Annotated in this window: 20 protein-coding genes and 1 pseudogene; 16 read left to right on the forward strand and 5 right to left on the reverse strand. The window is 41.4% G+C overall.

Going from position 1 to position 18,702, the window contains the following annotated elements:
• Positions 1-81: 81 nt before the first annotated feature.
• The 3 genes from ABM313_RS23595 (at position 82) to ABM313_RS23605 (ending at position 2,639) form a co-directional block, all read left to right on the forward strand.
• Complete coding sequence (locus tag ABM313_RS23595; protein WP_434685568.1) at positions 82-465, forward strand: response regulator transcription factor; 384 nt, start codon at positions 82-84, stop codon at positions 463-465.
• A complete protein-coding gene (locus tag ABM313_RS23600; protein WP_434685569.1) occupies positions 466-1,740 on the forward strand; it encodes a vWA domain-containing protein in 1,275 nt (424 codons plus the stop codon).
• A gap of 83 nt (positions 1,741-1,823) precedes the next feature.
• Positions 1,824-2,639, forward strand: a complete 816-nt coding sequence (locus ABM313_RS23605) for an FHA domain-containing protein (RefSeq protein WP_434685570.1) — start codon at positions 1,824-1,826, stop codon at positions 2,637-2,639.
• 149 nt (positions 2,640-2,788) lie between these two features.
• On the opposite strand, the gene ABM313_RS23610 is transcribed toward ABM313_RS23605, so the two are convergent.
• Together ABM313_RS23610 and ABM313_RS23615 are read right to left on the reverse strand one after the other, a co-directional pair.
• On the reverse strand, positions 2,789-4,093 hold the full coding sequence (locus tag ABM313_RS23610; RefSeq protein ID WP_434685571.1) for an after-VIT domain-containing protein: 1,305 nt from the start codon (positions 4,091-4,093) through the stop codon (positions 2,789-2,791).
• Positions 4,094-4,504: 411 nt separating this feature from the next.
• Complete coding sequence (locus ABM313_RS23615; protein ID WP_434685572.1) at positions 4,505-5,119, reverse strand: DedA family protein; 615 nt, start codon at positions 5,117-5,119, stop codon at positions 4,505-4,507.
• A gap of 438 nt (positions 5,120-5,557) precedes the next feature.
• Between ABM313_RS23615 and ABM313_RS23620 the strand changes: the two genes are divergently transcribed.
• The 13 genes and pseudogenes from ABM313_RS23620 to ABM313_RS23680 all read left to right on the forward strand — a co-directional run bounded on the left by ABM313_RS23620 (position 5,558) and on the right by ABM313_RS23680 (position 14,202).
• The gene (locus tag ABM313_RS23620; protein WP_434685574.1) at positions 5,558-6,082 is read left to right on the forward strand and encodes a hypothetical protein; all 525 of its coding nucleotides are present in this window, start codon (positions 5,558-5,560) and stop codon (positions 6,080-6,082) included.
• 98 nt (positions 6,083-6,180) lie between these two features.
• The gene (locus ABM313_RS23625) at positions 6,181-8,085 is read left to right on the forward strand and encodes an aminopeptidase P family N-terminal domain-containing protein (protein ID WP_434685575.1); all 1,905 of its coding nucleotides are present in this window, start codon (positions 6,181-6,183) and stop codon (positions 8,083-8,085) included.
• A gap of 104 nt (positions 8,086-8,189) precedes the next feature.
• A complete protein-coding gene (locus ABM313_RS23630; RefSeq protein WP_434685576.1) occupies positions 8,190-9,536 on the forward strand; it encodes an ATP-binding protein in 1,347 nt (448 codons plus the stop codon).
• A gap of 5 nt (positions 9,537-9,541) precedes the next feature.
• Complete coding sequence (locus tag ABM313_RS23635; RefSeq protein ID WP_434685577.1) at positions 9,542-11,242, forward strand: tetratricopeptide repeat protein; 1,701 nt, start codon at positions 9,542-9,544, stop codon at positions 11,240-11,242.
• Between the two features lie 67 nt (positions 11,243-11,309).
• Entirely contained in the window at positions 11,310-11,570 is a 261-nt protein-coding gene (locus ABM313_RS23640; RefSeq protein ID WP_434685578.1) for a hypothetical protein, read from the forward strand.
• The gene (locus ABM313_RS23645; protein WP_434685579.1) at positions 11,557-11,967 is read left to right on the forward strand and encodes a type II toxin-antitoxin system VapC family toxin; all 411 of its coding nucleotides are present in this window, start codon (positions 11,557-11,559) and stop codon (positions 11,965-11,967) included. The genes ABM313_RS23640 and ABM313_RS23645 overlap by 14 nt, the downstream gene beginning before the upstream one ends.
• 46 nt (positions 11,968-12,013) lie before the next feature.
• The gene (locus ABM313_RS23650) at positions 12,014-12,265 is read left to right on the forward strand and encodes a hypothetical protein (protein WP_434685580.1); all 252 of its coding nucleotides are present in this window, start codon (positions 12,014-12,016) and stop codon (positions 12,263-12,265) included.
• Positions 12,249-12,614: a type II toxin-antitoxin system PemK/MazF family toxin gene (locus ABM313_RS23655; RefSeq protein ID WP_434685581.1), complete on the forward strand. Its 366-nt coding sequence runs from the start codon at positions 12,249-12,251 to the stop codon at positions 12,612-12,614. The genes ABM313_RS23650 and ABM313_RS23655 overlap by 17 nt, the downstream gene beginning before the upstream one ends.
• A 7-nt stretch (positions 12,615-12,621) precedes the next feature.
• Positions 12,622-12,687: pseudogene (locus tag ABM313_RS23660) on the forward strand (TPR end-of-group domain-containing protein); the annotation flags it as partial.
• Between the two features lie 37 nt (positions 12,688-12,724).
• Positions 12,725-12,961, forward strand: a complete 237-nt coding sequence (locus tag ABM313_RS23665; RefSeq protein ID WP_434685582.1) for a hypothetical protein — start codon at positions 12,725-12,727, stop codon at positions 12,959-12,961.
• Entirely contained in the window at positions 12,958-13,362 is a 405-nt protein-coding gene (locus ABM313_RS23670; RefSeq protein WP_434685583.1) for a putative toxin-antitoxin system toxin component, PIN family, read from the forward strand. Before ABM313_RS23665 ends, ABM313_RS23670 begins: the two co-directional genes overlap by 4 nt.
• 21 nt (positions 13,363-13,383) lie before the next feature.
• Positions 13,384-13,452 (forward strand): TPR end-of-group domain-containing protein, encoded by a 69-nt coding sequence (locus tag ABM313_RS23675; protein ID WP_434688585.1) that lies wholly within the window; start codon positions 13,384-13,386, stop codon positions 13,450-13,452.
• Between the two features lie 132 nt (positions 13,453-13,584).
• Positions 13,585-14,202 carry a transposase gene (locus ABM313_RS23680; RefSeq protein WP_434688586.1) on the forward strand — a complete coding sequence of 206 codons (618 nt, stop codon included), beginning with the start codon at positions 13,585-13,587 and terminating at the stop codon, positions 14,200-14,202.
• Between the two features lie 49 nt (positions 14,203-14,251).
• On the opposite strand, the gene ABM313_RS23685 is transcribed toward ABM313_RS23680, so the two are convergent.
• The 3 genes from ABM313_RS23685 to ABM313_RS23695 all read right to left on the reverse strand — a co-directional run bounded on the left by ABM313_RS23685 (position 14,252) and on the right by ABM313_RS23695 (position 18,271).
• Positions 14,252-14,956 carry a GDSL-type esterase/lipase family protein gene (locus ABM313_RS23685; RefSeq protein ID WP_434685584.1) on the reverse strand — a complete coding sequence of 235 codons (705 nt, stop codon included), beginning with the start codon at positions 14,954-14,956 and terminating at the stop codon, positions 14,252-14,254.
• Positions 14,957-15,380: 424 nt separating this feature from the next.
• Entirely contained in the window at positions 15,381-16,787 is a 1,407-nt protein-coding gene (locus ABM313_RS23690) for a tetratricopeptide repeat protein (RefSeq protein ID WP_434685585.1), read from the reverse strand.
• Between the two features lie 35 nt (positions 16,788-16,822).
• Complete coding sequence (locus ABM313_RS23695; protein WP_434685586.1) at positions 16,823-18,271, reverse strand: protein kinase domain-containing protein; 1,449 nt, start codon at positions 18,269-18,271, stop codon at positions 16,823-16,825.
• Between the last annotated feature and the right edge of the window lie 431 nt (positions 18,272-18,702).

Consider the following 18,702-nt stretch of genomic DNA (forward strand, 5'->3'; position numbering starts at 1 on the left):
CGTCGCTTTCCTAGATTATTTTTGAACTCAAAGCGCTGTAAGTGATACATTAGTCATGAGATACATCGTAAAGGCTTAAAGATGAGCAAAAAGCTATTAATTGTTGACGATGAGCCGCATATCCGTTTGCTTTTAGAGCAGACCTTAGAAGAGCTAGAAGATCAGGGCGTAGAACTATTAATTGCAACTAATGGTTTAGAAGCACTGGAGACGATTCAGAGGGAAAAGCCAAACTTAGTATTCTTAGACGTAATGATGCCAAAAATGAATGGCTACGATGTCTGTCAAAAGGTCAAGGGCGAACTAGGACTAAGTGATGTCTATATCATCATGCTGACCGCTAAGGGGCAAGAATTTGACCGCAGTCGAGGCAAAGATGTTGGGGCAGATATTTATATGACGAAGCCCTTTGACCCTGATGAAATCTTAGAAAAATCTTGTGAAATTCTAGGAATAGAAACTTAAATGAGCGTAAATTTGACCTGTAAGTTAAGTGATCGCGTTCTTGATAGTAGTCAAGGTAGTAGTCAACGTCAGTTAGCGATCGCAGTTTCTGCTGGCGCTGCTGTCGATGGCAATAATGCACCGCTTAACTTGTGCCTTGTCTTAGATCACAGTGGCTCAATGGGAGGACAACCCCTTGACACGGTCAAACGTGCTGCTCGCGATCTCGTAGATCGCATGTATCCGCAAGATCGGATTAGTGTAATTGGTTTTGATCACAAAGCTCATGTGGTAGTCGAAAATCAACCCGTTGATCGTATTGAATCCATCAAAGCCAAGATTCAATCACTCAAAGCATCAGGTGGCACTTGTATCGACGATGGTATCAAGCTGGGCTTGCAGGAAACGAGTAAGGGCAAAGATGGCACTGTTAGCCAAATCTTTGTGCTGACAGATGGTGAAAATGAGCATGGTGATAATGAGCGTTGTTTCCAATTTTCGCGCTTAGCTACGGAATACAACATGACCTTGCATAGCCTCGGTTTTGGTGATAGCTGGAATCAGGATGTACTGGAACGGATTGCCGATGCTGGTGGTGGTGCGATGGCATATATCCCATCGCCTGCTGCGGCTGGGGAAGAGTTTCAGAAATTATTAAAACGTGTTCAAGCAATCGGGCTAACTAATGCTCATTTGATTTTGCAGCTTTCGCCTCATGCCAGACTGGCGGAATTAAAGCCGATCGCTCAAGTTGCCCCTGACACAATCGAATTAGCCTATCAAACCGAGGGAGATGCGATTATTGTCAGACTTGGTGATCTGATGACAGATGTGGAACGAGTAGTGCTATTTAATCTCTATATCAGTCCAACTAGTTATACTGCCGAATACCCCGATCGCTCAGAAATTCCCATTTTGACAGCTCAAGTCCGTTACGACATTCCCTCGCAAGCACAAATTAATGCGCTGTCATCACCTGTAGCGATCGCCGCAACTTTAGTCCAAGACTATACGCCACAGGTCGATCCGCAGGTACAAAACCATCTGTTAGCTTTAGCAAAATATCGTCAAACTCAACTTGCCGAACAAAAATTGCAACAGGGCGATCGCGCAGGGGCGGCGACAATGTTACAATCTGCTGCTAAAACCGCTTTGCAAATGGGCGATCACAATGCTTCGACAATCTTGCAAAACAACGCAACTCGTTTGCAAACAGGCACGGCTCTGAGCGAATCTGACCGCAAAAAAACACGTATCGCTTCCAAAACTGTACTGCAACCGCCTCCCAATTCTTAAACTTCAGATAGGTAAGTGTCACCCAACACTGTTGATCGCGAAGTTCATCGTGAATATATAAACCGTCCATCTAAGTTGCCCTTATGATTATTTGTCCTAGTTGCGCTCATGCCAACCCTGACGGAGCTGTAAACTGCGAAGCCTGTTTTACACCGTTACCGATTGTCAAAAATATTCAATGCCCTAGTTGCGGAGCATCTGTGTTGTCAGATGCTAAATTTTGTGGACATTGTGGGTTTAATCTAAGTGGGGCAACTGCTGTTAATGCGCTCCCAGATATTCATACTGAAAATGCGATCGCACCACCCGTCCCATCGACTGAAGTTTTCCCTGTAATACCTATTTCTAGCGCCATGTCAAATTCTTTACCTGATGCGACGACCGAAGGTGATTCTGCCACAAACTCTTTCGGTGAGGTTCCAACTCTTCCCAAATTTACTGATATCGAAAATTTGCTTGCAGCAGAGGAGCAGAATCTACCAGTTACGGCTCCTGTGAATGAACCGATTAGTGCTTCTGCAAGTGCGCCCATAAGTTCACCCATAAGTGTCAAGACCCAATTACAGCAATTTGCTGCATCTTTGCTGCATGTGCAAACTAATCTCACTATTGAAATTCCTGCCCATTTACCAGTTGTACATATTGGCAAGCCTAATACGGTAATTCCTCCTGATATTGATGTCTCAGGTTTCCCAGATTCAGATATTGTTTCGCGCATCCATGCGGATATTCGGGCTGAGGGCGGTTCTTTCTATTTTGAGGATACGGGTAGCTCTAACGGCACTTATATCAATAATTTGCCTTTACCTGCGGGCAATCGTCATAAGCTGAGGGCTGGCGATCGCATTTCTCTAGGTAAAGGGGATAAAGTTAGCTTTGTATTTCAACTTAACCCGTAATACCAATTCACGAAAGTGTTGCCACACTTTCGTGAATTGAAAACTAAACCCAGCAAGGGTTTTAAAAACACAAAATGGTGTAGCCATTTTGTGTTTTGGTGTAACTTAATTGTTAACTCCATAAAAAAGGGACGTAAAGCGTCCCTTTTTTATGGAGTTAACTGCAATACCATCCGCATCTTGCCTTTGATCGGATTAGGCGATCGCCATTCTAAAATGAGCTTTTCTAACTCAGCGATCGCTTTGGGAGCTTTTAAGGCTGAATCTTTGTTATCGGTTGCTATGTTAATAACGCGATCATTAACAATCTCTAGATCAAAGACAATCGTTCCCATCACGGATATGTTAATTTGCTGAGCTTGGATGTAACGGACTAAAGATGCAGTTAAATCACTGGGTAATTCTGATTGAATCTGCAAAACTTTGATACTACTTGTTGCGCTATTGTTGTTATTAATTACATTGGAATTTTCTAAGGGAATAGACAACTTGGTAGATGGCTCTGAAGGAGATGGAGCTGGAACTGCTTCTCCTGTCACCGTAGTGGTGGTGGATAAATTATCTTTTGGCTCTAAACGTCTTGGTTGAGTTGCTGGTATGGCTGGCTTTGCAGTAGTAACAGCAGGAAGGTTACCCATCGCACTCTGGCGATTATTACTCGAATTGTCAATACTAGACTCAGGGATGATCGCAACTTTTTCAGGCTTTTCGAGATTGTTGTAATTGCGATCAATATTGGGTGGGGATGAAGAAGGGCTAGCAGAATCCGCATTATTAGGTCTTGCTGCTGAAACAGATAGATTCGGTTTGGAATTGATGGGGGTTACTGATTTTGGTGCAGAATCAACCTTTGCACGACTTGTCTCTTGATCTTTAGAAACAGCGGCAGGAGGTGCGTATGGAATTGTAGATGCTTTCTCAGGATCAGAAGCAGCAGGAGTAGAGGCAATTTGATAGCTGGGTTGTTCGCCAAAGGGTGATGAAATGAGACGGATTGTGCCAATACTAACCCCAACGATCGCGATCGCCCCAGCAACAATTTTGAGCCAGTTAGGATGGAGACGACGAACTTCTAGTACTAAGTTGGGCAAAATCACAAACTCATTGCTGCACTGCTCTAGACTTTCGTACAGATCAAATAGTTGTAAGGTCGATAGTTGTAACTTTGGCAGTTTGGGAACAGCAATCGCATGATCGAGAGTTTCAAAATCATCTTGAGCTAACCAGTGATCGCAATAAGCGGTCACAACTTCGATCAAATTGGTGATTTGCTGCTGGTTGCCTTTAATAACTTTTTTGCTATGTGCTAATTGCAGACGAAAATGCAAATTTTGGGCAACGATTTGAGATTGCCAATCTGATAGAGGCGATCGCTCTGTCCATACCTCCAGTAAACAGGTGGGCAATTCGTAGCGGCGGCTCAGAGTATTTGATTCCGAATGGGAGTAACTCATGGGGCTTGTAGCGGTTAGTTTGGCTCTTGCCTTGACTTTAGGAAATGCGCTCAGGTTTAGAGCATTTCCTAAAACCTGCTATAGCTACTTTGATTATATAGGCGATCGCAGTTGCTTGACAGTACTTTGCGCTCACAAAAACCGAAAGAGTAATGGCGGCGCGAAGCGCCGCCATTACTCTTTCGGTTTTTGCATTGCTGACTGATGTTACGTGGATGGAATTCCTACAATCATCTAAATCTAGGGCTGGCACGGAGGCACAGCCCCTACAAAATCTAAATAATTAGGGTAGGGGCAATCCCCCTGTGGTTGCCCTATCAGGCTAGCAGCAAGAGATTCATCATCTGATTTCCACGTAACATCAGTTACTAAAACTGCGATAAACTGACGGGACGAGCTTTGCGCGTGTTTTTATTTGCGCGATCGCTGCCAGAGACGATAGCCAATAAAGGAGGCGATCGCCAACAAAACACCAAAAACTACGACTTTGGTAATGACATCAATGTAATCTTCGACTAACTTGTAATTTTTACCTAGGAAATAACCTGCATAGGTTAGCAAAGTCACCCAGCCAATTGTCCCGATTGTGGAATAGAGGAAAAAAGGAACCACAGGCATTTTGCTAATACCTGCGGGGATAGAAATCAATGTGCGAATACCAGGAACTAGACGACCGAATAAAACTGCCTTTGTCCCATGCTTTTGAAACCAATTCGCTGATTTTTCAATATCTTCTCCAGAAATACCGATCCATTTACCATATCGACCTGCCAACAATTGCAAGCGCTGTTGCCCTAATATTAGCCCCGCATAGTACCAAGGGATCGCTCCCAAAATTGTCCCAATGACTCCTGCGGCGATCGCAGGAATGACCTGAATTTGGGTATTGGGAAAAGTTGCGGTATAGCCTGCTAAGGGCATAATCAACTCTGAAGGAATCGGGGGAAACAGATTTTCTAAAAACATTAGTAAGCCAATCCCCAGATAGCCTAGGGAATTCATCGTATTAGTAATCCATTCCTGCATTGTATTTGCCAATTTTAAAGTTGCTTATGGTTCTACGATTTAATCATGAACCCATTTTTTTTGGTGCAGTTTTGCCAAGCCGCAAAAAATGGGGCTATATTTTACTGCGCGTTTTTTATTTCCCAATTAGACTTTTAAAGCTATCCCAAGCTCAAAAAACAAGAGAAAGTTGCGCCGAAACTCGCTCTTGGTTTTTACCCAATAGTTATGAGGCAGCGCTTCGTACTATTGGGGTTGTAAAGAATGGCGATTGCTACATGTACTGACTTGACTAGCTCCAGCATTTAAAATCGTAGCGAAAATAGCGATCAAGATCATCAATAAACGTTATGTTAGTAACATATGTCGCTAATTGTATTTGTAAGCGTATCTGTTAGACATACATGATTACGATGCAATTACGTGAAATTTATTTAAGGTAATTGTGGCTAGTAGTCCATGAAAAAGTCTGTTGTTTATCGCACTTTGCAAGTCGCTTCGGCAGCCGCAGTCTTATCGATGCTCTCAATATGGTCATCGACAAAACATGTGGATGTTGTTTCTAACCTTCTAGCGGAGATGGGTTCTTTGCTGGTGATTCTGGCGATCGCTGTGGCTCTCCCCTACTTTTGTTTCAAAGTTTTGGGTAAGCTCTATACCCCACCAAAATCCCGAACCACTGATCAATCTTCGGCATCTGCTACTTCACCACTCAATCAAGATGAATTTAATGAAATTATTGAAGAAGCTGAAGTCATGCAGTATCGAGGAAATCGCTATAAACCAGAAGAATTACAGAGCAACAGTGACCAAACAAATATTAGTCAATCTCAGCCTGTCATCAAATATCGAGGCGTAAGTATTGGGAATAGTGCCGATAGTTCTTCCCAAGATTTACCAGATTCCTTCCCAGCATCTAGAGACTCCCAAAAGTCAGCCAAGCCTAAGGAGAGAATCAAATATCGTGGTTCGTATGTGGATTAGTAATAAAGGCGGCGCTAAGCGCCGCCTTTACTTTTTGGCTATAGGTTAAAATTTTTACAGACCAAATTTTTCTTCATAACAGCAACAAACATAATTTCATGGTTTTATTGCAGACTTTGCCCACAGAATCATCTAATCCATCCCTTGACTTAAACGGAACTGCTCAGAAATTCGCAGCACTGCGATCGCAACTTGCTAAACATAAACTAGATGCTTATTTTGTCCCTTCTGCCGATGAGCATCTTAATGAGTACTTGCCTGAAGCCAAGCAACGCCGTCAATGGATTAGTGGATTTACTGGCTCCGCAGGTGATTTTTTAATTAGCACTGACAAAGCATGGGTATTTGTGGATTCGCGCTATTACGAGCAAGCGGATATGCAAGTGGATGCAAATCTGCAAAAAGTCTGCAAAGTTGGATTAGAAGATCATCAAACTGTGGAAGAAGTTCTCGAAGAACTTGGGCAAAAAGCCTCAGCACAGCTACAAACCTTACGATTAGGTATCGATCCCTTCACGATCACTGTCGCTCAATATCGGCGCTTTTATGCACAATTAAGCGCTAGTGGCGTAGAGATTATCCCTGTACTTGAGAACCTCGTCGATGCCGTGCGATCGCAAAGTCCTTGGTCTGAGATCGAACCTACACCACCCTTTGGCGATCAACCTGTAATTTCTCTCCCTGAATCGATTACTGGTGAGAGTGTAGCCAAGAAATTAGAGCGTGTTCGTGAAGCGATGGGCAAAAAGAAAGCTGCGATTTTGCCTGTGACTAAGCTTGATCAGATTGCATGGCTCTATAATTTGCGCGGTCGGGATGTGGAGTGCAATCCCGTCTTCATCAGCTATGCGATCGTCACGAAAACTGAGGCATATCTCTTCACCAATACATCACGCATTGATGAAGCTGTGCGCCAAGCTCTGGCTGGACAAGTACAAATACTTGAGTATGAGCAGTATATTCCCACCTTGCGATCGCTAGTGATTGAGCATAAAAATGTGCTAGTGGCGATCGCTCAAATTACCTATGGGACTTATCTACAACTCAAGGATGCCAAAGCGAAAACCATTGATGCCGAACATCCCGTCGAGACTTTCAAGGCGCACAAAAATGCTGTAGAGATCGCCCAAATGCAGCAAGCCAATCTCAAAGCTAGCCTAGCCAAGACGCTCACTCTCAAATGGATAGAAGAGCAGATTGATGCTGGCAATAGCATCAGTGAACGCGATGTTGCCAATAAAATCGAAGGTTTATATAAGCAACAAGAGGGCTTCTACGATCTCAGTTTCCCGACGATCGCAGGTGCTGGCGCGAATGGCTCAATTGTCCATTACAGCAATCCTAATCCTGCTTGCAAGTTGCTCAATGGCGAATTACTACTGTTAGATTCTGGTTCGCAGTTTTATGGTGGTACTACCGATGATACGCGATCAATTAGCATTGGTACGCCGACAGAAGAACAACGCGATCGCTATACTGAGGTTCTCAAATCCCATATCAATTGTGCGATGCAGAAATTCCCTAAAGGCACAACTGGCAGCCAAATTGATGGGATTGCGCGGTCTTCAATGTGGCAAAGTGGGCTAGATTTTGGGCATGGCACTGGGCATGGTGTGGGCGTATTTCTCAATGTCCATGAAGGACCCAATGGCATCAGCAAGCGTGTCAATCAATCTCTCGATCTTGGCACGATCAACAGCATCGAACCAGGGTATTACAAACCAAAATGGGGTGGTATTCGCTTGGAGAATCTCTATTTTGTGAAAGAAGTTAAAAAACAGGAGTCAGAGAGTTCTCAAGAGGCAGATCCCAATGCAATACCTTGGTACGAGTTTGAATCTTTGACCTATATTCCCTTTGACAAGAAGTTAATCGATCGCCACAAGCTCAATCCTCAACAAGTCGCATGGCTGGAAAGTTACTATGCTGCTGTGGTAGAGAAGTTATCACCGATGCTTTCTGATGCAGAAACAGTATGGCTAAAGCAAGCTTGTAGCTTTTGATAAACAGCAAAAAGAGCGCAAAGCGCTCTTTTTGCTGTTATGGATTGTGTTTGTGAGTCGTTTATAATGCGATCAATACCTAAATTTATCTAGCAATCTAACCTATGTCTGAAGATCTGCTTACCGAAATTAGCAATGCTTTTGAACCCTTTGATCCACCGCCGCAGGGTGCTTATGTCGATTGTGGGACTGTGCGAGGTGATTGGAGTATCTTGACCGAATTAGGCAGAAAGATTGTTCGCAGTAAAACTACAACCTGTCAGCTTTATACTGGACATACTGGAGCGGGAAAATCTACAGAGCTTTTGCGGCTTGAGAAACATCTAACCGAACAGAAATATTTTGTGGTCAATTTTGGGGCTGATGACGAAGATATTGATATTGCAGATACAGAATATGCCGACATTTTGATGGCTTGCACGAAGCATCTGGTTAAGAAGGTTAAGTTTGAAGATCCGAATCCGTTAAAGGGTATTTCAAATTGGTTAAAGGCAAGAGCAGAAAGTTTATCAGATCTGCTATTAACTGAATTGAGCTTTGATGGATTGACTTTAGAGCAACAGGTTTCGCAAATCACTAAAATTACGGCGACGATTAAGGCTCAACCTGATAACCGTAAAAAAATTCGAGATAAAATCAACGCTAATGCTCCATCGTTATTGCAAGTCTTGAATGATTTTATTGATGCTGGCAAAAAATCTTTAGTCAAACAGGGTTATAAAGATTTGGTGTTGATCGTGGATAACCTCGATCGCATTATCGAGAGCCAAAAATCAGCAAATGAACTGAGCAATTACGATGAGATTTTTATTAAGCGTCACGATCAGATGCGGGGTTTACATTGCCATGTGATATACACTGTCCCGATCTCAATGGTTTATTCAGAACGCTGCACACAGTTACAAAACAATTTCAATGAGACTGATGTGTTGCCAATGATTATGCTTCAGAATGAAAAGGGTGAGAAAAGTGAAGAAGGGCTTAATAAGTTTCGGGAAATCATTGCTAAACGGATTGCGCCCATTACAATTAATGGTCAGGATATCGGCTTAAATTTGTCAAAGGCAGTGGAAACACAAGTTTTTGAATCGCAGGAAGTGCTTGAACGTTTGTGTTTGATGAGTGGTGGACATATTCGGCTATTTATCAAGATGATTCAAAAAGCTTTGGATCATACTGATGATCTACCAATTTCTAGAAAAGCGGTAAACCGAGCGATCGAGGATGCGAAGGAAGATTATCTCTATGCGATTTTCGATCATCAATGGAAGCTTTTAAGTGAGGTTAATGCAACTAATCAGATTCCTAATGCTGAAAATGACAAGGAATATCCGCGTTTGTTAGAAAACCGTTGTGTGTTGGAATATCGATATCGCGATCAAGATGACAAGCTCAAGCGTTGGTATGCTGTGCATCCACTGGTTAAGGAACTTGATAAATTTAGGGGCTAAAGTTTATGTCAGGTGTAGTCCAACGAGTTGATGAAAGTGTTGAAAATACTCCTGAAGATGAGTACAAATCACTGTTGCGCTCTTTGCATCGTCGTAAGGGTTTTGGGTTAGTCTTTGTGCGATGTTCTCCTGTAGGTGGTTTGGAACTGATCCAGAAAGTACAGGATGATTTGCCTCAAAAACAAGTTGGAGTTTTAGCACTAGATCAGCCAATTGATAATTTAATTGATCGAGTAAAGGATTTTCCAAATCAAGCACAACTAAATATTTTATTTATCGTTGGATTAGAAAAGTCTCTCGTTGATTACATTAAAACTGGCTATGGTGGAGAGGGAGATTATTACAATCTCGATACGATTCCGCCAATTCTCAGCCATCTCAACTGGCAACGCGAAAACTTTAGAGATCGTTTCCGTCATCTCTGTTTTATCTTCCTATTACCCAAATTTGCAGTCAAATACATCATCCGCCGCGCCCCAGATTTCTATGATTGGGCATCTGGCAAGATTGATTTTCCCTCAAGTCAAGAGTCAGTTAAACAAGAATTACAGCGCATTCTTTTAGACGGAGATTATCAAAAATATTTAGAATGGACACCACAGCAACGCAAAGAACGCATTCTTGAAATTAACGAATTACTTTTAGAGCCAAATCAAGGTCAAAATCAACAAGTGTTGCTCCTAAATGAACAAGGCAATATTTTTGTCTCAAACAACCAATATGAAGAAGCGATCTCCTGCTATAACAAAGTTTTAGAAATTAAACCTGAACAACATACTGTATGGTTTATTAAAGGTGTTTTGCTAAAAATGTTAGGGAGAAATGAAGAATCAATCACATCCTATGACAAAGCCCTGAAAATTAAACCCGACTTCCCCGAAGCATGGAATAATCGGGGTGTCGCACTATTTGATTTGGGTAGATATGAAGAAGCAATTATCTCCTATGAAAAGGCTCTACAATTTAATCCTGAAGACGAAATTACATGGAACAATCGAGGTGCTGTGCTATTTGATTTAGGTAGGTACGAAGAAGCGATTACCTCTCTTGATAAGTCTCTGACTATAAATCCTGATGACCAAATTATATGGAATAAACGAGGTGTTGCTTTATCTAATTTAAGCAGAAACGAAGAAGCAATCTATTCTTTTGATAAAGCTATTTCCATAAATCCTGACTTCGATATGGCATGGCACAATCGAGGTATCACCTTGGGTAATTTAGGAAGAGATGAGGATTCTATCGTCTCCTATGATAAAACTCTCCTCCTCAATTCTGATTTACATACAGCATGGTTAAATAGAGGCAATGCTTTATACAGATTGGGAAGAAACGAAGAAGCTATCTTTTCATATAACAAGGCTTTGCAAATTGTCAAATTACAGAAAGATAAGATTGAAGAGATTGTAATTCTTAACAATATATCTAACATCTATTTTAAAACAGGACGTATTAAAGAGATGTTTTCAACAGGACAAAGAATGATAGAAGTCATGCAAAGTATGAACTTCTCATCAATCCTAGAAATCTCTATATATCCAAAATGGATGAAAAAACTAGTCAAATTCGGGAAAAGTGGCAGATTCCAAGCGATATCTGTACTTATTATGGCGATTATCTTCACGCCTATATGGTTGTTCCTGTACATCATATCTTTTTTCATATTTAGATTCCTCAAGCAAATTTTTCCGAGAAGAATAACTTAATAGAGATTTTGAAAACATCAGCCACGATCCACGCTTTCAAGCCTTGATACAATAGGAGAAAACCACCATGACTACCCTACTCGAACAAGCCTTTACCGCCGCTACTCAACTTCCCCAAGAGAGACAAGATGAACTAGCGCAACTAATCCTGCAAGAAATTTACCGACCACAGCATCAACAAGTCAATAAAGCACCCACACAAAAAAGTCCCCTCCAAATATTTACAGAACTCGGCTTAGTTGGATGTTTTGAAGGAGAACCCGATCTCTCAGCTAACTACAAATCCGTAGTCAAATCTTACATTCTTAAAAAACATGATCATAGTTGATACAGGAGCCTTTGTTGCGCTTTTCAATCGCCGCGATTCTGCCCATTTAGCAGCTCAAAGAGCCTTTGAAACAATCCAAGAACCAATGATTACGACATTTCCTGTCATTACCGAAACTTGTTACTTCCTAGCGGCAACAGTCAGCCACACCGCCCAATCCAACTTCCTTAAAAGCTTTGTCTTAGGAGCCTTTCAAATATTCGACCTCGAACCAACACACATTGATCGCATGATCGTTCTCATGGAAAAATACGCAGATCTCCCAATGGATATGGCAGATGCCTCCTTAGTCGTTTTAGCAGAGCAGTTAAACAGTGGACGCATATTGACCATTGATCGCCGCGATTTCAATGTCTATCGCTGGAATAATAAACCATTTGAGAACCTTTTGATTTAGCAATTCTTTCCACTTTTAAGCCTTGATACAATAAGAGAAAAACACCATGACTACTCTACTCGAACAAGCCTTTACCGCCGCTTCAGCACTACCACAGACAGAACAAGAAGAAATCGCCCATGATATTTTCCGAAGACTGGAAGCCAGAAAAACTTCCCGCCGATCCTTACTAAAAATGCCTTTAGAACAACGCCGCCAAATCCTCGCTCAGCAAGCTGATCAAATGGTAGAGCATTATCAACAAAATCCAGAGTGGAAAGAAATAGGAGTAGGAGATATCCTTGAGTACCACAATTAAACCAAATAGAGGTGAAATCTGGCTGGTCAACCTTGAACCAACCGTCGGTGCAGAAATTCGCAAAACCAGACCAGTAGTTGTGATTAGCTCAGATGCGATTGGTAAATTACCAATAAAACTGATTGCTCCCATTACTGACTGGAAACCATATTTCGAGGAAAATATCTGGCATATCAAGATTGAGCCAGATAGCATTAATGGATTAAGTAAGGTCTCAGCAATTGATACACTTCAACTAAGAGGTCTAGATACTACAAGGTTTGTACGACAGCTAGGGAGGATCTCTGAGGAGATAATGATGGAAATTACGATCGCGATCGCCCTAGTAATCGAATACACGCCAGAGTAACAAGCAAGCAAAGACCGACTCAGATTTTGACAACATCCGTCACGATTCACGCTTTCAAGCCTTGATACAATAAGATCAGCAAACGCATTCATTTAACTCAGTCAGAAACAATGGAAACCTACAAGACCTATATCACCATAGAAAATCCAGATCGAGTTGTCCTCTCAAACTTACCATTTCAAGTAGGACAGCGCGTAGAAATTATCGTCTTACCCGAATATGACCGAGTTGCAATTAGCCAAAAGCTCAAAGCTTTATTTAAAAAGACTCAAGCCCTACCCGAAATCAGCACAATTACAGACGCAGATATCGAATCAGAAATTAATGCATATAGAAATGGACAATGAAAGTAGTTATTGACACGAATATCTTAGTATCTGCGGCAATTCGTGATGGCATACCTGAGATAGTCATTCAATTTATAGTCGATCGCCCTGAATTTGAATGGATCGTATCTCAAGAAATCATGACTGAATACATAGAAGTTTTACAACGGCGAAAACTTAAGTTAATCGAAGAAGTTCAGCAAGAATGGATTGATTTACTCCAAACCGTTACAAGGCTAATTGAAGTCAATATCGAAGTTGACTTTTCTAGAGATCGCAAAGATGCCAAATTTCTCGCTTGTGCGATCGCTGCCAATGTAGATTTTTTGATAACAGGCGATCAGGACTTCGAGGATGTTCAAATGTTAGAAAATACAACCATTTTATCTGTCAGAGATTTCAAAAAATTATTTTGTGATTAACAATCAAGCGATCGACATGGCATAGCAAAGACCGATTCAGATTTTGACAACATCCGCCACGATCCACGCTTTCAAGCCTTGATACAATAGCGGGTGTTATAGGTTATGTAGGGGTGGGTTTAGGTGACAATTCTGTTCTATCAGCAAAATCTATCTACAAAACCCGCCCCTACGCAATCTCAATTTCTACAAAAACTGCCCCTACACAATCTCAATAATGCCATGAAATACGATCGCGAAAAACACCATCGTCGCTCTATTCGGCTCAAAGGATACGACTACAAATCTGTAGGCAGTTATTTCATCACCATTTGCACCTTCCAACGAGAATGCCTATTTGGAACAATTAGCGATGGAGAAATGCAGCTAAATCAATATGGAAAAATCGTGCATTCTCATTGGCAAAACCTACCTAAATACCATCCCAGATTAGAGTTAGATGAATTTGTCATAATGCCCAACCACATCCACGGCATTCTATCTTTGATAGATAACAATGATATTTCTCGCGATCACAGCAATTCTGTAGGGGCGGGTTTAGCAGATAATCTTGTCCTTGAGAACCAGAATTCATTTCCAAAACCCGCCCCTACAAAGAATTTTCCAACAGAGAAGAGCAATCAGGGACTCTCAGAAATTATTCGAGGATTTAAAACATTCTCTGCTCGTCGCGTTAACCAAATCCGTCATACATTAGGAATTCCCGTATGGCAGCGCAATTATTACGACCATATCATTCGTGATGAAACATCATTACAAAAGATTCGCCAGTATATCCAGACGAACCCAAATTTATGGCAAGTTGACCAACTACATCCCAATAATCCCTCTAAGTGGTAACTATTGGCAATACAAAGAAAACGACTTGTTAAGCAGCCTTATTATAGACTCATAATATGGATACAAGTTGTTCCAATTGAATTTGTGATTGCCAGTGAAGAATATCTTGAAAGAGCGCACTATAACCATCAGTATTTGGATGCAAACCATCCTCGCATAAACGCTCATTAACCCAATCTTGTCCACGCTCTTGCCAAAGATCGAATACATCTAAATAGGGAATATCTCGCACTTGACAAGCTGATTTTGTGACTTCTTTGTAGCGAAACTGATCCTCATGATTGAAATGCATACAGCCTAAAAAAGGCATTTTCGACTCATCGACAGGAACCATCCCCACAAACATCACTGGGCAGAGGCTCTGGGCTTTGTCTAGTAAATTGGCAATCTCTAAGGTAAAGCGATCGCTATCCGTCATATTTCTGCCCAAGCGCTTGCCTACTCGTGGAGAATCATTTACCCCTACAGATAGAATCATCAAATCAGGGTATTTATTCCGAAGTTCTCCCCGCAGTAAAAATTCTTGCTCTAAGCGCTGATTGACCTGTGCTGTCGTATCGCCCCTTACTCCTAGGTTATAGAGAACATGACTAGATTCTGTAGCCATCCATTGCCGCCGTAGTTGCTCGACCCAACCGCCATTAACAGGATCACCGTAACCATAGATCAAACTATCCCCAAATGCTGTGACCTTTAAGGGTTGATGGTAATGAGAAAAGAGGTTAGGTGTTCTCAGAAGGTTTAAGGTTGTCATTAGGCAATGGGTTTTGGCTTAATGTTGGATTAGTGTCTTTACAAATCTACATCTAGATTAGCGTAACTAAGTACTTTTACTTAATAATTCTTAGGACTTATTGAGTAAACCAAGAACTCAAGTGTAGGCTGCTGCATAAGTCCTATCAATGTAAGTTTTGCTTAAACAAATAAATAAAGGAGGTGCTTTGCGCCTCCTTTATTTACTGATGTTACGTGCAAGGAATTCCTGTTATAGCAAAGGTCTAGGGCTGGCACGGGGGGCACAATCCCTACAGTAACCTCTAAATTTTCAGGTAGGGGCAATGCCCCCGTGCTTGCCCTGCTTCGCTAGCAGCAAGAGGTCTACCATCTAAGTTCCACGTAACATCAGTTATTTACTATGAATTGTGGCGATCACTTTACCTCAACTCAACAAATGCAGCCTAATTGCGTTTTACATTACATTGCGATCGTGTTTCAGGGCGATCGCAAACGATGATTTTTTTAATTAACTTACGTAGTTCCAACGCTTCTTGATATTCAGGTTGTTCTTGTAGTACTTTCTCAACGGCAGAGAGAGATTCACTATAACGCTTAGCACGGTATAGGGTTGCGGCTAAAGCATATTGAGTATCAATTTTGGCAATGCCACCCCATAATATATTGGCTTTTAGAGAACGGGAATAGGCACTAATAGCTTCCGCATCTTTATTTTGATTGTAGAAAATCACGCCGCGATTGTGCCAGACTTCTGAGAATCCCCCCGACAAATCGATCGCCTTCTGATACGCTTGTAGAGCTTCTTCACTACGGTTTACTTTCTTCAGCACATTACCTTTTTTATACCAAGAGGTATAGTCATCAGGTTCAATGGCAATTACCTGATCATAGGCTAATATTGCCTCTGGATAACGCCCCAAAGCTGTGAGTGCATCGGCTTTTCCATACCAAGCGTTAGTATATTTTGGGTTCTGAGCGATCAAGTTCTCAAAAGCGATTAACGCTTTTTGGTTTTCACTTCGCTCAAGCAGTCTAATGCCGTCAATGAAAGCCTCATATAAATTTTCACTGTCATTGTCGTCAAAGAACCTGATCTGAGGATTTTCTCGGCGAATTTTTTGACCACGTTCAAAAGATTGAATCGTATCTTTATAACTACCTAGTCTTGACTTGGCATCAGCTTCACCATAGTAAATTACATAATCTTGAAGACTAATTAGGTCTTTCGATGTGATGTAAGGAGTATTAGGCGAGAGTAAAATAGCGCGACGGTAGGCAGCGCGTGCTTCCTCATAGCGTTCTAATCGGAACAATGCTAGTCCTTTAAAAAACCAGACAAAGCTAAAGCTAGGTTTGATTTTTATGGATTGATCCAAAGAAGCGAGAGCCTCTTCATAGCGCTTGAGATCAACTAATGCTGTACCGCGATTAAACCACCATAGATAGTAGTCTTCTGCTTGTACTCGTGGCTCGACGCGATCAACAAAAACTGCTCCTGGACTAATTTGTAATGCTCTGTCGTAGGAAGCGATCGCTTGATCGTATTTTTTGAGTCCAGCCAATGCCAACCCATTATTGTTCCATAGTTCTGGATCTTTGAGTCCGCGTTCATCTTGTAATGCAATTTCAAAACAATTGAGAGCTTCTTGAAAGCGGTTTTGCTTCAGAAAAATATTGCCAAGTAGTTTGTAATTGCCAGGATGATTTGGTGTTGAGCCAATATCACAAGCTGGCTTTTGACTTTGACTATAAGCAGATTGATTGGTGAATACCCAGAAAAAATCTATTGTAAAACCTGATAAAATCAAACAATAAGTGAATAAACGAAGCAATAAAGAATGAGAAGTCATAATTTTCGATAGGAAGGCTGAGTGTCGTAGAGATTTTATCTAGCAACGCGCGGTGCTGGTGGTAATGGTGAAGCTGCGCTTTCTGTAGGAGGGGTATTTGTTTCTGGGGGAAGGCTATATGTTTCTGAGGCAGAGGGATATGTTTCTGTAGGAGGATTATTATATGTTTCTGGTGTTGGACTACGTGGAGGATCTACATTGGGTGGAGGCACTGTAACAGTCTGAGGTGATGGTGCAACAGGATTGGCTAGCTTTTGCTTCGCTTCTTCCATGATTCCCTTGCCCCGTGACTGCCAATAGGGACTCAGGGAAATTCCTTTGACAGTATCGATCACGGTTTTCCATTTTATATCTTTCGTTGATTTATTTCCCTTTAGGTTTAGGTCGTTATTTTTCTTAAGATCTTGCTCCCATTGAGCTAAGAGTTGATCAGCCTTCGCTCTCATCCGACTATCTGGTGGTATGGACTGTAAAATTATCTTTGATTCGATCAAATCACCTCTAGTTTCATATTTGTTTTTGGCTAACGTGATTAATTTATTTATGTCCTCATCAGACTTTCTCTCTTCATCAACACGGGCGATCGCTTGATCCATTGATTGATTTACAGAACTGGTAAATTCTATATTTCTACTGCCATTATTCGCGGCTCTGGACTGCATATAAAAATAGGCTCCGACTGCACCACTAACCGTAACTCCCCCGCCTAAAAGCATAGTAAGTAAGACTCTGGTTATGTCTTTGATATTTGATTTAGTTTGATTTTTATTAGTAACCTTTGCTTTTCTGTAAATTTGAGAATTTGGGAAATTTATCTTAATTTTTTTGGTTTTATGGCTGTTTTTTATTCCTGAGTTTGATGATTCTAGAGAATTTGATTCTGTAGCTAAAGGAGTTTGTATTGAGGAAGAGTTTGATGACAAATTCGTAGGGAGAGGAGATGGTAATAAGAGAGTTCCACGATGATCAGCCAGAGAGGTAATTGTAGATTCAGAAGGGTTAATAATTGGTTGTAGAGATTGCAGCATTTGTCCTGCGTTATTGTAACGAAAGGCAGGTTCAGCCGAGAGAGCCGTCTTGAGAATTTGCATAAACTGTTCGCTGACCGAGCAAAGTTCTTGCCAATTCCATGTATTGCTTGATGTTCTTAGTGCTTCAGGAGGAAAGCCTGTGAGCAACACGATAATTACTACCCCGATCGCATAAATATCGGCTGTGGGGGTTGCTTGTTGCGTTTGCAAAACTTCTGGTGCTAGATAAGCTTGAGAATTTGTCCCTTTGGCATCTAGCAAAATAATCTGCATACGGTCGTAATCGTAGGCAATCGTGTCTAGAGAGATTGATCCATGTGCTTGCTTGCGATCGTGCAATGTGATGAGGTGAGGAAGTATTTGCCGCAAGATATCTTGTGCTTCCGCTTCAGAAAGTCCATGCCCAGATACAGGGGCAAGTAATGTGCGATAAGTTGAATATTGCGTTTGCATAACTTCATCAACTCCAATATTTAGACCTGTTGGGATATAAGCTCAAAAAGTCTTGAAATCTTCTTGCTATACATGTTTCAGAAGTTTTGTGTCAAAAAAACATTAAAATGTAGTCTAGGCAAGCTTTTTAGCAATTTCGCCCATTATATCGCAACGAGTCTAGTAATCATGTATAGCTGTCGTCAAATGTCAGCCTAACAGTGATTGGTTGGCGTTGCAAAGCATAGCTAATCAATCATTTTTGGGATTGCAAAAAATTGGTAACCTAAAATATGGATGGTTGTAATTTTGAGATTTACAACGCTTTGCGTTCAACACCAAACCAAAAAAGCTTTTGAAAGTTGCAAAGCAGCGCTTTCAAAGACTTCCTTGTGATTTGTTTAGCCGAAAATTGCTGTGATTTAGAGCTATTTGCGATCGCCTTGTAGCAA

The sequence above is a fragment of the Pseudanabaena minima str. Chao 2107 genome (genome assembly GCF_051131155.1).
Taxonomy (GTDB): Bacteria; Cyanobacteriota; Cyanobacteriia; order Pseudanabaenales; family Pseudanabaenaceae; genus Pseudanabaena; species Pseudanabaena minima.

What these genes read in the sequence shown, in the direction of transcription:
- ABM313_RS23605 (WP_434685570.1), top strand. Translation starts at nt 1,824, where the DNA reads ATGATTATTTGTCCTAGTTGCGCTCATGCCAACCCTGACGGAGCTGTA.
- ABM313_RS23640 (WP_434685578.1), top strand. Translation starts at nt 11,310, where the DNA reads ATGACTACCCTACTCGAACAAGCCTTTACCGCCGCTACTCAACTTCCC.
- ABM313_RS23690 (WP_434685585.1), bottom strand. Translation starts at nt 16,787, where the DNA reads ATGACTTCTCATTCTTTATTGCTTCGTTTATTCACTTATTGTTTGATT.
- ABM313_RS23610 (WP_434685571.1), bottom strand. Translation starts at nt 4,093, where the DNA reads ATGAGTTACTCCCATTCGGAATCAAATACTCTGAGCCGCCGCTACGAA.
- ABM313_RS23615 (WP_434685572.1), bottom strand. Translation starts at nt 5,119, where the DNA reads ATGCAGGAATGGATTACTAATACGATGAATTCCCTAGGCTATCTGGGG.
- ABM313_RS23685 (WP_434685584.1), bottom strand. Translation starts at nt 14,956, where the DNA reads ATGACAACCTTAAACCTTCTGAGAACACCTAACCTCTTTTCTCATTAC.
- ABM313_RS23600 (WP_434685569.1), top strand. Translation starts at nt 466, where the DNA reads ATGAGCGTAAATTTGACCTGTAAGTTAAGTGATCGCGTTCTTGATAGT.
- ABM313_RS23635 (WP_434685577.1), top strand. Translation starts at nt 9,542, where the DNA reads ATGTCAGGTGTAGTCCAACGAGTTGATGAAAGTGTTGAAAATACTCCT.
- ABM313_RS23625 (WP_434685575.1), top strand. Translation starts at nt 6,181, where the DNA reads ATGGTTTTATTGCAGACTTTGCCCACAGAATCATCTAATCCATCCCTT.
- ABM313_RS23680 (WP_434688586.1), top strand. Translation starts at nt 13,585, where the DNA reads ATGAAATACGATCGCGAAAAACACCATCGTCGCTCTATTCGGCTCAAA.
- ABM313_RS23665 (WP_434685582.1), top strand. Translation starts at nt 12,725, where the DNA reads ATGGAAACCTACAAGACCTATATCACCATAGAAAATCCAGATCGAGTT.
- ABM313_RS23695 (WP_434685586.1), bottom strand. Translation starts at nt 18,271, where the DNA reads ATGCAAACGCAATATTCAACTTATCGCACATTACTTGCCCCTGTATCT.
- ABM313_RS23670 (WP_434685583.1), top strand. Translation starts at nt 12,958, where the DNA reads ATGAAAGTAGTTATTGACACGAATATCTTAGTATCTGCGGCAATTCGT.
- ABM313_RS23620 (WP_434685574.1), top strand. Translation starts at nt 5,558, where the DNA reads ATGAAAAAGTCTGTTGTTTATCGCACTTTGCAAGTCGCTTCGGCAGCC.
- ABM313_RS23630 (WP_434685576.1), top strand. Translation starts at nt 8,190, where the DNA reads ATGTCTGAAGATCTGCTTACCGAAATTAGCAATGCTTTTGAACCCTTT.
- ABM313_RS23595 (WP_434685568.1), top strand. Translation starts at nt 82, where the DNA reads ATGAGCAAAAAGCTATTAATTGTTGACGATGAGCCGCATATCCGTTTG.
- ABM313_RS23645 (WP_434685579.1), top strand. Translation starts at nt 11,557, where the DNA reads ATGATCATAGTTGATACAGGAGCCTTTGTTGCGCTTTTCAATCGCCGC.
- ABM313_RS23650 (WP_434685580.1), top strand. Translation starts at nt 12,014, where the DNA reads ATGACTACTCTACTCGAACAAGCCTTTACCGCCGCTTCAGCACTACCA.